Here is a 13,971-nt window from a genome sequence, read left to right as displayed (position 1 = left end):
AATCCCTTTAGCGTTTAAACACTCTTTTTACTGATTTGGAGATACGACATGTTTCCCCGGCTGACCCGTTTGCTGGCCAACGCCAGCGTCCGCCTGAAGCTCGCTTTGGGTTTTGGCCAAGTGCTGATCCTCAGCCTGATCATTGCCGTCACCGGCTGGCAAGCCTTGAACGCCGCGTTGTTTCGCTCCAGCAACCTGACCGTCCTAGGCCAGTTGACTGCCGTCGCCGAGGCGATGCGTGCCGATCGCATCGTGTACCGCACCCTCACCGACACGGCCAGCCTGGGCAAAATGGTACTGCAGATTGAGAAAATCAATCAGCGGCTCAACTACCTGTCCGACCACGTGATAGATCCGGTAGACCTGCAACGCCTGCGAGACGCCAAGCAATTGGTGGCGAATTTCAACGCTGCCTTGGTCGAGCTGCCACCCTTGATCGAGCAGCGTGAAGCCACCCGCCGGGTGCTGAATAAATCCGCGACGCAAGCCAGCGACACGCTCGCCCAACTGGCCAACGAACTGCCGGACCGACAGGACCAGCAGGCGCTCGACGCCGTCGAGAAACTGCGCCAAGCCATGAAGCAAGCCGAGGATCGCACCCAGGGTCCCGCCTGGGCGGCCGAGTCATTGCAGACCTACGCCGAGGCGGTGGCAAAGACGCTCGATGCCCTGGACCGCGCGCAAACCGACGTCACGCGCCTGCCGGTGGACGCCGTCCTGCTGAAAGCCGACCTGGCAGCCTATCGCGCCCTGCTGATCAACCTTAAAGAGGCTCAGATCAGCACTGAAACCGCGCAAAACCGCTTTGAACAGCAGCTTAACCAGTTGCTCGAACACAGCGAGCAAGTGAGCCAGGGCCAGCTTTTCAAGCGCGACCGGGAGGCCGAGCACACCCGCACGCTGCTCGTCAGCGTCACGCTTGCCGCGCTGCTGTTCGGCGCCTTGGCGGCCTGGTGGATCGCCCGGCAGATCGCCGCACCGTTACACCAAGCGTTGATTGCCGCCAATCGCATCGCCGAGGGTGATCTCAGTGAAAGCCCGCCCGTGGAGCGCCAGGATGAGTTGGGCCAACTGCAACAGAGCATCGGGAAAATGACCCGAAATCTGCGCAGCCTGATCAGCGGCATTGGCGACAGCGCCCGACAAATCGCTGGCGCGGCTACACAGCTGTCAGCCGTGACCGAGCGGACGCGCACCGGGGTGAACAATCAGAAAGATGAAACCGATCAGGTGGCCACGGCCATGAACGAAATGCTCGCCACCGCGCAAGAAGTGGCGCACCACGCGGAACGGGCTTCCACTGCCGCCAGCGAAGCGGACCAACAGGCACATTCGGGGGAGCTCGTCGTCAATCAAGCCGTTGAGCACATCGGCCATTTGGCCCATGAAATGGCACGCTCCAGCCAAGCCATGCTGGCGTTGCAACGCGAAAGCCAAAAGATCGGCAGCGTGCTGGACGTGATCAAGTCCGTGTCCCAGCAAACTAACCTGCTGGCCCTCAACGCGGCCATCGAGGCCGCACGCGCGGGCAGTGCGGGCCGAGGTTTCGCGGTGGTTGCCGATGAGGTACGCAGCCTGGCGCAGCGCACCCAGGCCTCGGCCGAGGAAATCGAGGCGTTGATTCTCGGTTTGCACACCGGCACTCAGCACGTCGCCGAGATCATGGACAGCAGCCGCAACCTGACTCACACCAGCGTCGACCTGACCCGTGACGCCGGCGATGCACTGGCGGCGATTACGCGTACGGTCTCAACCATTCAGGAACTGAACCCGCAGATTGCCGCGGCCGCCGAAGAGCAAAGTGCGGTGGCCGAAGAGATCAATCGCAGTGTGCTGAAGGTGCGCGACGCGACGGAAGAAACGGCAGCCGCCAGTGAGGAAACGGCTGCCGCCAGCGTTCAGTTGGCGCGGCTGAGCCTGGATTTGCAGACCCTGGTCGGCAAATTCAGGCTGTGAGGGTTACAGGACCTGTGGCGAGCGAGCTTGCTCGCTCGCCTCAATCCACACAGTGTCAGGCTTACAGGACCTGACGCAGAAAGGCCTGGGCGCGCGGGTCTTTCGGTGCGTCGAAGAAGTCGGCCGGGGAGGCGTCTTCAAGCAGCTTGCCGTGATCGAAGAACAGCACGCGGTCGGCCACTTCGCGGGCAAAGCCCATTTCGTGCGTGACGCAGACCATGGTCATGCCTTCCAGGGCCAGGGTCTTCATTACATCCAGCACTTCGCCGACCATTTCCGGGTCGAGGGCCGAGGTGGGCTCGTCAAACAGCATCACCTTGGGTTCCATGGCCAACGCGCGGGCGATGGCCACACGCTGTTGCTGACCGCCGGAGAGACGCGATGGAAATTCGTTGGCCTTTTGGGCAATGCCAACCTTTTCCAGCAGCGCCAGGGCCTTGGCTTCGCGCTCTTTCTTGCCGCGCTTGCGCACGACTTTTTGCGCCAGGCACAGGTTTTCCAGCACGGTCATGTGCGGGAACAGGTTGAAGTGCTGGAACACCATGCCGACTTCACGGCGGTAGGCGTTTACGTCGGTTTTCGGGTCGGCCAATTGCAGGCCGTTGATACTCACCGAACCCGAGTCGAATTCCTCCAGGCCGTTCAGGCAGCGCAGGAAGGTCGACTTGCCGGAGCCCGACGGGCCGATCACTACCAGCACTTCGCCCTTGGCCACTTGGGTCGTGACGTGGTCCACCGCGCGCACCACGTGGCCACGGGTGTCGAAGACTTTTACCAGATCGCGGACTTCAATCACTTTGCGCGAGCCTCCGCTCAAGCCGGCTAGCCATTTTCGACAGCGGCAGGTTGATCAACAGGTACAGGCCTGCCACACAGAACAGGATTTCAAACGGCGAGAACGAGGTGGTGATCACTTCGCGACCGCTCTTAAGCAACTCGGTGATGGCAATCACCGAGACCAGCGACGTGTCTTTGACCAGGCTGATAAATTGCCCGGCCAGCGGCGGCAGAACGCGTTTGAAGGCCTGCGGCAGCACCACGTGGCGCATTGACTGGCTGGCGCTCAACCCCAGGGAACGCGCCGCTTCGTTCTGCCCGCGGGTGATCGACTGCACACCGGCGCGGACGATTTCCGCCACATAGGCGCCGGTGAACAGCGACAGCGCCGCGATCCCGGCGAATTCCCGGGACAGGTTGAGCACCGTGCCGATAAAAAAATAGAAAATGAAGATCTGCACCAATAGCGGCGTGCCACGCACCAGTTCGACGTAGATTGTCGACAGGTCGCGCAAGGTCGGGTTGTTCGACAGCCGGCACAGGCCGGTCGCCAAGCCAATCGCCAGCCCCAAAATGCCTGACACCACCGACAGCCACAACGTGGTCCACAAACCCCACATCAATGGGCCCAGCGCCCAATGGCGGGTTACGCCGACCACATCGCCTTCGGCCACGTCGTCGCCGCGTGAAACTTGCAGACTGTTGTCCGCGACAGTCAACTTTTGCTCGACGCCTGCGTCGTTGCGCAAGGTGACTTCGGCGACATCGCCTTTGCGCACCAGCTCAACCACGGTGGAGATGTCGGCGGCACGCTGGGACGTTTCAGCCTGGTAGGCGAAATACTGCGGCACTCGGTTCCAGCGCCATTCGTAGGCCATCAGCGAGGTGGCGTAGTACAACGCGCCGGCCAGGCCAACCAGCACGACGACAGTCAGCAGGTGCCAGGGCCATTGGGCTTTTTTCTGTTTCATTTCACTTTCCAGGATTTGTGTTGCCTGCGATGGGAGCGACTCGATTTCAGCCTGACTTATTCCATATCCTTGAGCCACTCGGAGCTCTTGAACCACTTGTCATGGATGCGATCGTAGGTGCCGTCGTTGCGGATCTGGTGCAGAAAGTTGTTGATGTAGTTGAGGCTGTCGTAATCGCCCTTTTTCAGGCCGAACGCCAGCGGTTCAAAGGTGAAGGGTTCGTCGAGGAACACCAGCTTGCCGTTGCCGACTTTCTTCTCGGCAACCACGTTGTACGGCGCGTCATACACAAAGGCATCCGCCTTGCCGTTGACCACGTCCAGCACACCTTCCTGCTCGTTGTCGTAGCCGTGGTACTTGGCTTTGGAGATGAGCTTTTTGGCAACCATCTCGCCGGTGGTGCCGAGCTTCGACGTCAGGCGGTATTTCTCGTCGTTCAAATCTTTATAGGACTTGATGGTGCCTTCCAGGTCCTTGCGGATCAGCAGGGTCTGGCCGACCACGATGAAGGGTTCGCTGAAGTTCAGGCGCAGGTTGCGCTCCTGGGTCAGGGTCATGCCGCTGCCGATCATGTCGAACTTGCCGGTCAGGAACGCCGGGATGATCCCGTCGTAACCGGTGGACACCAGCTCCAGCTTGACGCCCATGGACTTGGCCAGGGCCTTGAGGATGTCCACTTCGAAACCGATGATTTCACCGCGTTTGTCTGTCATTTCGAACGGCATGTAGGTCGGGTCCATGCCGACTTTCAGCGAGCCGCGCTTGACCGCATCGTCGATGGCGCCGGCCTGGGCCGCAGTCGCGGCGACCAGCGCGGTGACGCCGAGCAGCAGCATCGAAAGATACTTTTTCATCATCAAGTCCCCTGAACGATTCTTGTAAAGTCGGCGCGCAAAAAGGGCTGCACCAATTCGGGGAGCGATCCTAACCCACTCGCCTGCTGTCACAAAGGTTTCACGGGTAAATGTTGTCGGTGTATGTCGGAAAAGCCCCACAACGGTGCGGTGGAGCGCAGGCGGTAGACACGTCAGCGCACGAGTCTGCCAATTCATTGATGTGTAAGCAGTTATGACGCTCAGTCGATTTCCGCCATCCAGGCGGTGTCTTTGAACCACTTGTCGTGCAGCCGATCGTAGGTGCCATCCTGGGCCACCTGATTGAGGAAATGGTTGATCCAGTTAAGGCTGTCGTAATCGCCTTTTTTCAGGCCGAACGCCAGGGGTTCAAAGGTGAAGGGTTGCTCGAGTGCCAATAACGCACGGTTCTGCGGCCGGGTCATCGCGATCAGGTTGTAGGGCGCATCATGAATAAACGCGTCGGCTTTGCCTTCCACCACCTGCTGCAAGGCGTCTTCGGAACGGGCGAAACTGCTCAGCCGGGCCGCCGTCAGAAAGCGCTGCGCCGCAGCCTCACCGGTGGTGCCTTGTGTCGCCACGATCCGGTAAACGGCGTCGTCGAGGTCTTCAATGCTGGAAACCTTGCCGGCCAAGCCGGGATGCATGAGCACGGTTTGGCCCACGACGATGAAGGAATCGCTGAAATTCAGCTTCAGGTTGCGCTCCTGAGTCACCGTCATGCCGCTGCCGATCAGATCAAACTTCTTCGCCATCAGCCCCGACAGCAGGTCCGTATAGGGCACCGCGACCAGTTCAAGCTCCACGCCCAGGGCGCGGCTCATGGCGTGGAGCAGGTCGACTTCAAAGCCGACGATGCGCCCCTGCTTGTCCGTCATTTCAAAAGGGACATAAGTGGGCGTTGTGCCGACTTTAAGCACGCCGCGGCGCACGGCATCGTCGAGAGCACCCGCGTTCAAGACGCCTGTGTGAATCAATGCGACAACGCCGATCAGCCATGCCGAACAGTACCTTTTGAACATGAATCCCCCCGTGGCACATCAGATTTTGAGGGCGATGCTACCTCAGCCACAGGCACGGCAATACGCTTCGAACAAAGGTCTTTTGTTTCGAAATAACAAGGACTTAGAAATAAACGGAAGGGGCAGAAAACGCTGTAGGACCAGCGCTTCGAACGCCCCCGGGGCAATCCCTCGGGGGCGTCTGAATCAGGCAGGTACGGCCTGGGACGACAGCGGTTGCAGCGGCAGCAATGGCGCGTGCGGATCCGCTTTGAACGAAGCACGCCAGGCAGCCAGCCACTCGGCGTGACCTTCGCTCCAGACCTGCTCGTGCAGGCGCGCGAGTGCAACCGGGTCGCTGAGCAGGGCCAGGCGCTCGCCGTTGTTGAGGCCGGCAGGGCCGACTTTCAACGCGTGACGCACACGCTCAAGGCGCAAGTGCTCAATCGGCTCAGCCTCACGGTGACGCGAGGTCGCCAGGGCGCAGGCCAGGGCATTTTGCTGCGGGTCGACCACCGAACGCACAAACCCGTCATTCAGGGCATGCCAACGGTTTTCGTGGGTGTACTTCTCGGTCGACAGCAGCGCCTGCGGCGGGTTGTATTCCTCAGGAATCAGGAACAGGCTCTCGTCGCGGGACTTGAGGCCCAGCTTGACCCGACTGGAAATCACCGACACCGGAATCGACAGCATCAGCGAGCCGACGATCGGGGTCAGCCACCACAGGAAGCTCGGGTTCAACCACACCACCAGCAGCGCCCACAGGAAGCCCAGCACCGTTTGCGGGCCGTGACGCTTGACCGCCTCGCTCCACGGCGTGGAGTCGTCGTCACGTTGCGGCGAGTTCCAGGTCGCAGCCCAGCCGAGGAACGCGGCGAGCACGAAACGGGTGTGGAAAATCATCCGCACCGGCGCCAGCAGCATGGAGAACAGCATCTCCAGCAACATCGACAAGGTCACCTTGAACTTGCCACCGAACTCTTTCGCGCCCTTGGCCCAGATCAGAATGATGCTGAGCAATTTAGGCAGGAACAGCAGCACGATGGTGGTGGAGAACAGCGCCACCGCCTTGTCCGGATGCCATTGCGGCCACAGCGGGTACAACTGGCGTGGCGCCATGAAGTACTGCGGCTCCATCAGCGTGTTGACCGCCAGCAGGGCTGTCGACAGCACCAGAAACAGGAACCACAGCGGGGCCGACAGGTAAGACATCACGCCGGTCAGGAACACCGCGCGGTGCACCGGGTGCATGCCTTTAACCAGGAACAGACGGAAGTTCATCAGGTTGCCGTGGCACCAGCGACGGTCACGCTTGAGTTCGTCCAGCAGGTTGGGCGGCAGTTCTTCATAGCTGCCCGGCAGGTCGTAGGCAATCCACACGCCCCAGCCGGCACGGCGCATCAGCGCGGCTTCAACGAAGTCGTGGGACAGAATCGAACCGGCGAAAGCGCCTTTACCGGGCAACGGCGCCAGGGCGCAGTGCTCGATGAACGGCTTCATACGGATGATTGCGTTGTGACCCCAGTAGTGGGATTCACCCAGCTGCCAGAAGTGCAGGCCGGCAGTAAACAGCGGGCCGTACACGCGCGTGGCGAACTGCTGCATGCGCGCATACAGGGTGTCCATGCCCGACGCACGCGGCGCGGTCTGGATAATCCCGGCATCCGGCGTGGCTTCCATCAAGCGCACCAGGCTGGTGAGGCATTCGCCGCTCATCACGCTGTCGGCGTCGAGCACCACCATGTACTTGTATTCGCCGCCCCAGCGACGGCAGAAGTCGTCGAGGTTACCGCTTTTGCGTTTAACGCGACGGCGACGACGGCGATAGAAGATCTTGCCGAAGCCACCGGCTTCGCGGCATACGTCGAGCCAGGCTTGCTGTTCGGCGATGCAGATATCGGCTTCGTTACTGTCGCTGAGCACGAAGAAATCGAAGCGGTCGAGGTCACCCGTGGCCGCCACCGATTCAAACGTTGCGCGCAGGCCGGCAAAAACCCGCGGCACGTCTTCGTTGCAGATTGGCATCACCAGCGCGGTGCGGGCATCTTTCGGGATCGGCTCGTCACCGGCACTTTTACCGGAGATCCGGTATTTATCGTGACCGGTCAGCAGTTCCAGAAAGCCCATCAGCGCGGTCCAGAAACCCGCCGACACCCAGCAGAACAGGATCCCGAACATGATCAGGATGCTGGTTTGCAGCGCGTAAGGCAGGACCTGGGTGGCGGTTTGCAGCAGGGTCTGGTTACGGATCTCGTCGAACGAAACCAGCGACCAGCCCTGGTACGGCATGATGCCTTTCATGTACCAGCCGGCGACGATGGTCTGACCGAGCATCAGCACCAGCAAAATGTAACGACGGATCGAACCCACGGTGCGCCAGCGTGCAGCCGGCAATACGCGCTCGTCCTTCGGCGGCGCCGGAGGGTTGGTGCGACCGGTCATCCGGCGCCAACCGCGCACCAGAATGTTGGTGCGCCACGGCTCGGGCACTACGCGTGTCCGGCGGATCGGCGGCGTGGCCTTCAGGCAAACACGGCCGCCGGCGTCGACGGCCAGCATTTCGGCGTCTTGCAGCTCTTCGGCGGTGTTCAGCGTCAAGCGACGGCCAACCGACGCCTGGGCAGCGTCAGTCGGTGCGTCGAAGGCCTTGGACGACAGGCGTTCGTGCAGTTCGCTGAAGGATGAGCAGCCCGCCAGTTCGGCGCGCTGCTCAGCGGTCATCGGGAGATGCGCCAGGTACTCGGACAGAGTCTCTGGCGTGGCTTGAGAATTACTCATCGGCAGGCAACTGATAGCTCCAGGTCTCGGTCAGGACTTTTTCAGTCTTGGTCGGTTCCGGGGTAGAAAGTGGCGTAGCAGGAGCAGCGTCTGGCTGCTTGGCATCCTTGTCTTTCGCATCTTTGGCGTCTTTGGTGTCTTTCGCCTCTTTTGCGTCTTTCTTGGCCTGCTTCTCGTGCTGCTTGGCCAGCAACTTGTCGGCCTTGAGCACTTGGGTCGATGCCTTCTCAGGCTCGGCCTGCGGAATATCCTGGACCAGGGCCGCACGCATCTCGGTTGGCTTGCCTGCGTCCTTGATCTTCATGCGCAGGGTCAAACGCCAGCCTTTGATGTGCTCGTTGTAGCGCACGCTGTTTTCAACGATTTCAGCGTTGTCGCCGACACTGACCTGGCTGCGCACCGGGGCATCCGCTGGCAAGGCTTTGAGGGACGGGCCCTCGAAGTCCACCAGGTAAGCCACGCTGCCATCCGGAGAACGGATCAGGTTGGATTGCTTCACGTCACCGGTGGAACGCAGGGTCTGCTTGACCCAGGCGCTGTCGGCCGGGTGCAGGGCTTTTTCGTCCATGGTCCAGTGCAGGCGGTAGGACACGTCCAGCGGCTCGCCGACTTTCGGCAGCTCGGCCGGGCTCCAGAACGCAACGATGTTGTCGTTGGTTTCGTCGGCTGTAGGAATCTCTACGAGATCAACAGAACCCTTGCCCCAGTCGCCTTCAGGCTCGATCCAGGCGCTTGGGCGCTTGTCGTAGTTGTCGTCGAGGTCTTCGTAGTGGCTGAAATCGCGGCCGCGTTGCAGCAAGCCGAAACCACGCGGGTTTTCCACCGTGAAGTTGCTGACCGACAGATGTTTAGGGTTGTTCAGAGGGCGCCAGATCCACTCGCCGTTGCCGGCATGAATCGACAGACCGCTGGAATCATGCAGCTCGCGACGGTAGTTGAGGACTTTGGACGGCTGGTTCGCGCCGAACAGGAACATGCTGGTCAACGGAGCAACGCCCAGTTTGGTGACCTTGTCGCGCAGGTACATCTGCGATTTGACGTCGACAATGGTGTCGGTGCCAGGGCGCAGGGTCAGGCGATAGGCGCCGGTGGCCCGTGGCGAGTCCAGCAGGGCGAAGATCACCAGCTGTTTTTCACCCGGTTTCGGACGCTCGATCCAGAACTCGGTAAAGCGCGGGAACTCTTCGCCGGACGGCAATGCGGTGTCGATCGCCATACCACGGGCGGACAGGCCATAGGACTGGCCCTTGCCCACAACGCGGAAGTAGCTCGCGCCCAGCATGGTCATGATTTCGTCTTGCTTGTCGTCTTTGTTGATCGGGTACAGCACACGGAAACCGGCATAACCCAGTTGCTCGGTGGCTTTTGGATCAAACTTTACGTCGCCGAAGTCGAAACGGGTCGGGTCGTATTTGATCTCGTGAACGCTGTCAGCGGTCACTTCGTTGATTTTCACCGGCGTGTCGAAGTGCATGCCCTGGTGATAGAAGGACAGCTTGAATGGGGTGTTCTGATCGGCCCATTCGGCTTTTTCGTTGCGGAAACGAATCTTCTGGTAATCAGCGAATTTCATTTCGCGAAATTCGTTCGGCAGATTGCTGCGCGGAGCTTCGTATTTCTGCCCGGCCAGCTCTTTTGCCTTGGCCGACACATCATCCAGACTGAATGCCCACAGTTGACCCGCGCCGAACAGGCAAAACAGGGCAGAGCCCGTTACCAGTGCGTTTCGCAACCGCTTGGCAGACAATTTTGGTGCATTACAGGGACTAACAATCACGAGCAACCCTCGCCGAAAACAGATCAAAAAACCAACGGCCAGCTATCTATATGCCAGGTTGGCGAGCATTGTTCCGACTCCCCCGGGTCAAAATGATTCCCCACAGGTTTGTCGGACAAGTCTCTACCTAAGTCAAAAATGGACCAGACAACGCTGATCCCCATAGCGCGCGATTATCTAGTAGCCCGCGAAACAACGCATCAGGGACAGCGAAGTATTTGTAGCGAAACCCTGCGTTTTTAGGCATTAAAGTCGTTTTTAATACATTCATGTCTGTAAGAGGAATGTCACAGGGCCATCATTGACCAAATGCACCTGCATATCAGCACCAAAACGCCCTGACGCCACCTTGCCATGCAATTGTTGCGCTTGTAACAACAAGTGATCAAAAAGCGCCGCTCCAAGCGCCGGAGGGGCCGCCGTGGAGAAGCTTGGTCGCAGCCCGCTTTTGGTATCCGCCGCCAGGGTGAACTGCGACACCAGCAGCAAACCGCCGCCGATGTCCTTCAAGGACAGGTTCATCTTGCCCTCGTCGTCACTGAACACCCGATAGTTAAGCAGCTTGTGCAGCAGTTTGTCGGCACTTTCGGGGGTGTCCGAGGGTTCGACGGCCACCAGCACCAGCAAACCCTGATCGATGGCCCCGACCACTTCGCCCGCCACTTCTACCCGGGCGCCACGCACCCGTTGCAACAAGCCCTTCATGCTTCTTCTGGCGGCAGATCAAGCAGGCGCCGTGCCATCTCGCCGGTCGCACGGACCAACGCGTCGGTGATGCCCGGCTCGGACGCAGCGTGGCCCGCCTCGCGGATCACCTGCAGTTCGCTGTTGGGCCACGCCTGATGCAGCTCCCAGGCGTTGTCCAGCGGGCAGATCATATCGTAGCGGCCATGAATGATTACGCCAGGCAGATGGGCGATCTTGTGCATGTCGCGAATCAGCTGGTTAGGCTCCAGGAAGGAGTTGTTGGTGAAGTAGTGGCACTCGATGCGCGCGATGGACAGTGCACGTTGCGGCTCGGAGAAACGCTCCACGTGCTGCGGGCTCGGGCACAGGCCCAGCATGCGCCCTTCCCAGCCGGACCAGGCTTTGGCCGCGTGCATCTGGGCGATCTGGTCGTTGCCGGTCAGGCGCTTGTGGTAGGCCGCGATCATGTCGTGACGCTCATCCACGGGGATCGGCGCGAGGTAATCCTGCCAGTAATCCGGGAACAGACGGCTCGCGCCCTCTTGGTAGAACCAGTGAATATCCTGCGGGCGGGCCAGGAAAATGCCGCGCACGATCAGGCCAAGCACACGCTCGGGGTGGGTTTGCGCGTAGGCCAGAGAGAGGGTCGAACCCCAGGAACCGCCAAACAGCACCCATTTGTCGATGCCCAGGTGTTCGCGGATGCGCTCAAGGTCGGCGACCAGGTCCCAGGTGGTGTTGTTCTCAAGGCTGGCGCGAGGCGTGGAACGCCCGCAGCCGCGCTGATCAAACGTTACGATTCGGTAAAGGTTCGGGTCGAAATAGCAGCGGCTGTTGGCATCACAACCGGCGCCCGGGCCCCCGTGGATGAAGACGACGGGCAAGCCTTCGGGGGAGCCACTTTCATCGACGTACAGCGTGTGGGTGTCATCGACTGCCAGATCGTGCCGGGCGTAGGGTTTGATCTGCGGGTACCAAGTCTGCATTGCGCGCTCCGTAGGGTGTCGGGTTCATCCCTGAGGGGACGTCTATTATTCTGCCGTCTGGCATCATAAACCCGAATTGTGCAATGAGCATGTCCTTGAGCGCTTAGACCTGTGTCAGCCCTTCGCTCCTCAGGTAATACAGCAAGTAGTCGTAGAGCTGATCCACCTCCGGCACCTGGCCGCGCGCGCGCAAGCAGCCGTGCACCAGGCCTTTGCCTGGGTACAACAGCGTTTCAACACCCGCCGCACGCAGGCGTTCGGCGTAGAGCATGCCGTCGTCGCGCAAAGGGTCGAACTGGGCCACGGCGATCAGCGCCTTGGGCAAACCGGCAAAACTCTGTGCCAGCAGTGGCATTGCGTAGGCTGACGGTTGGCTCGTACCGCTGAGGTAAAGCGCCAGGTAGCAGTCGGTGTCGGCGGTGCTGAGCAGTGGGGCGTCCATGCAATCACGGCGCGACGGCAAATCGGCCGGGCCGCCCAGACCGGGGTAGATCAAGACTTGGGCACTGGGAAGCGCTTGCCCGTCATCGCGCAGGCCCAGGCACAACGCCGCCGCCAGGTTGCCGCCGGCGCTGTCACCGATTACCGCCAGACGTTGCAGGTTGATGGCGTGCGGCCCCTGCCCGGCCTGGATCGCCTGCCAGACGGCGCGGCAATCCTCATAAGCTGCCGGAAAGGGGTGTTCAGGCGCGAGGCGGTAGTCGATGGCGATTACCAGCACTTGCAGGGCGCTCGCCAATTCGAAGCAGATGAAATCATGGGAATCCAGGCTACCGACTGCCCAGCCGCCGCCATGCATATAAAGGAGGCAGGGCCAGCCTTCAGCCGGAACCTCTGCCGCGGGCAAGTAACTGCGCACGCCGACGCCGCCCAAGGCACAGTCCGAGACGTGCAGCCCAGCAGGTTTAGGCGGGGTGAAGGCCTGGCACATGCGGTCGTAGTTCTGGCGCAGGCCAGCCAGGGAGGAATCGTCGCTGGTGAAGGCTTCGGTTTTGGCGATGAAGGCAGCAAGCTGTGGTGATATCGGATACATGCGCAAATATCCCTGACAATGGAGATCTATTGTGGGAGCTGGCTTGCCTGCGATGGCTATCTGTCAGTTGATGCATCTTTGACTGATAGACCGCCATCGCAGGCAAGCCAGCTCCCACATTGGGATTCGCATCCGACTTAAGGTTTCAGGCTGGCCTGAACGGCCGCCACGCCATCTTTGCCATCAAACGCGGTAACCCCCGCCAGCCAGCGCTGCAAATCCTCGGGATGATCACGCAGCCATTGTTTGGCCACATCCTGCGGTGACTGCCGCTCCATGATCGGCACCATCAACTGACTTTCCTGTGCAGCGGTGAAGGTCAGGTTTTCCAGCAGCCGGTTGGCATTCGGGCAGCGCTCGGCAAAATCCGGTGCAGTGACGGTGGACACGGTGGCGCGGCCTTCGTCAGGGCCAAACACGTCTTCACTGCCGGTGAGGTAGGCCATTTTCATGTTGATGTTCATCGGATGCGGGGTCCAACCCACAAACACTACGAATTCCTTGCGGTTCACCGCACGCTGCACCGCCGCGAGCATGCCTGCTTCACCGGATGCCACCAACTTGAAGCCCCCGAGGCCAAAGTGGTTTGTGTCGATCATTTTCTGGATATCGGTGTTGGCGCCGCTGCCGGGCTCGATGCCGTAGATCTTGCCGCCCAGTTTGTCCTTGAAGCGCGCAATATCAGCGAAAGTTTTCAGGCCCGCATCCGCCACGTATTGCGGTACGGCGAGGGTGGCCTGGGCGTCGGCGAGCCCGGGTTTGTCGAGGACTTTGACCTGCCCCGCCGCAAGAAACGGCGCGATGTTGTTGTCCATCGCCGGTTTCCAGTACCCAAGGAAGACGTCCAGGCGCTTGTCGCGGATGCCGGCGAAGATGATCTGCTGTACGGCGCTGGTTTGTTTACTGTCGTAGCCGAGGCCGTTGAGCAGCACGTCGGCCATGCCGGAAGTGGCGATCACGTCGGTCCAGCTGACTACGCCCATACGAACTGCCTTGCAGGACGCGGGCTCAGCGGCCATGGCGTTGGCGCTGAGCAGCGCGGTGCAGGTGAGGGTCAACAACAGTCTTTTCATGGATGAGGGCTCACTCGGCAGCTTTTATTGTGGGGAGTGGCGTCTGACGCGCCGTACTCACAACCTTACCGAGCGGGA

Annotated in this window: 11 protein-coding genes; 1 reads left to right on the top strand and 10 read right to left on the bottom strand. The window is 60.6% G+C overall.

Annotated features, from left to right (window positions below):
* Positions 1-48 precede the first annotated feature (48 nt).
* A complete protein-coding gene (locus BFW87_RS13455) occupies positions 49-1,956 on the top strand; it encodes a methyl-accepting chemotaxis protein (RefSeq protein WP_078740281.1) in 1,908 nt (635 codons plus the stop codon).
* Between the two features lie 61 nt (positions 1,957-2,017).
* Here BFW87_RS13455 and BFW87_RS13450 read toward each other — a convergent pair whose 3' ends face one another.
* The 10 genes from BFW87_RS13450 to BFW87_RS13405 all read right to left on the bottom strand — a co-directional run bounded on the left by BFW87_RS13450 (position 2,018) and on the right by BFW87_RS13405 (position 13,893).
* Positions 2,018-2,752 carry an amino acid ABC transporter ATP-binding protein gene (locus BFW87_RS13450; protein WP_078740280.1) on the bottom strand — a complete coding sequence of 245 codons (735 nt, stop codon included), beginning with the start codon at positions 2,750-2,752 and terminating at the stop codon, positions 2,018-2,020.
* On the bottom strand, positions 2,745-3,704 hold the full coding sequence (locus BFW87_RS13445) for an amino acid ABC transporter permease (protein WP_078740279.1): 960 nt from the start codon (positions 3,702-3,704) through the stop codon (positions 2,745-2,747). Before BFW87_RS13445 ends, BFW87_RS13450 begins: the two co-directional genes overlap by 8 nt.
* A 56-nt stretch (positions 3,705-3,760) precedes the next feature.
* Positions 3,761-4,558, bottom strand: coding sequence for a transporter substrate-binding domain-containing protein (locus tag BFW87_RS13440; RefSeq protein ID WP_078740278.1), 798 nt, complete (start codon positions 4,556-4,558; stop codon positions 3,761-3,763).
* Between the two features lie 221 nt (positions 4,559-4,779).
* A complete protein-coding gene (locus BFW87_RS13435) occupies positions 4,780-5,580 on the bottom strand; it encodes a transporter substrate-binding domain-containing protein (RefSeq protein ID WP_078740277.1) in 801 nt (266 codons plus the stop codon).
* 186 nt (positions 5,581-5,766) lie between these two features.
* Complete coding sequence (gene mdoH / locus BFW87_RS13430) at positions 5,767-8,337, bottom strand: glucans biosynthesis glucosyltransferase MdoH (RefSeq protein WP_078740276.1); 2,571 nt, start codon at positions 8,335-8,337, stop codon at positions 5,767-5,769.
* A complete protein-coding gene (locus tag BFW87_RS13425; protein ID WP_078740553.1) occupies positions 8,330-10,114 on the bottom strand; it encodes a glucan biosynthesis protein G in 1,785 nt (594 codons plus the stop codon). The genes mdoH and BFW87_RS13425 overlap by 8 nt, the downstream gene beginning before the upstream one ends.
* A 267-nt stretch (positions 10,115-10,381) precedes the next feature.
* Positions 10,382-10,819 carry a D-aminoacyl-tRNA deacylase gene (dtd, locus tag BFW87_RS13420; RefSeq protein ID WP_078740275.1) on the bottom strand — a complete coding sequence of 146 codons (438 nt, stop codon included), beginning with the start codon at positions 10,817-10,819 and terminating at the stop codon, positions 10,382-10,384.
* Positions 10,816-11,787, bottom strand: coding sequence for a prolyl aminopeptidase (pip, locus tag BFW87_RS13415; protein WP_078740274.1), 972 nt, complete (start codon positions 11,785-11,787; stop codon positions 10,816-10,818). The genes dtd and pip overlap by 4 nt, the downstream gene beginning before the upstream one ends.
* A gap of 103 nt (positions 11,788-11,890) precedes the next feature.
* On the bottom strand, positions 11,891-12,820 hold the full coding sequence (locus BFW87_RS13410; protein ID WP_078740273.1) for an alpha/beta hydrolase: 930 nt from the start codon (positions 12,818-12,820) through the stop codon (positions 11,891-11,893).
* A 137-nt stretch (positions 12,821-12,957) separates the two neighbouring features.
* Positions 12,958-13,893 carry a choline ABC transporter substrate-binding protein gene (locus BFW87_RS13405; RefSeq protein ID WP_078740272.1) on the bottom strand — a complete coding sequence of 312 codons (936 nt, stop codon included), beginning with the start codon at positions 13,891-13,893 and terminating at the stop codon, positions 12,958-12,960.
* Between the last annotated feature and the right edge of the window lie 78 nt (positions 13,894-13,971).

Source organism: Pseudomonas fluorescens, assembly GCF_002022275.1.
Classification (GTDB): domain Bacteria; phylum Pseudomonadota; class Gammaproteobacteria; order Pseudomonadales; family Pseudomonadaceae; genus Aquipseudomonas; species Aquipseudomonas fluorescens_AJ.
Note: the sequence above shows the minus strand (reverse complement) of the source record. Positions and strands in the feature narration are given on the sequence as shown.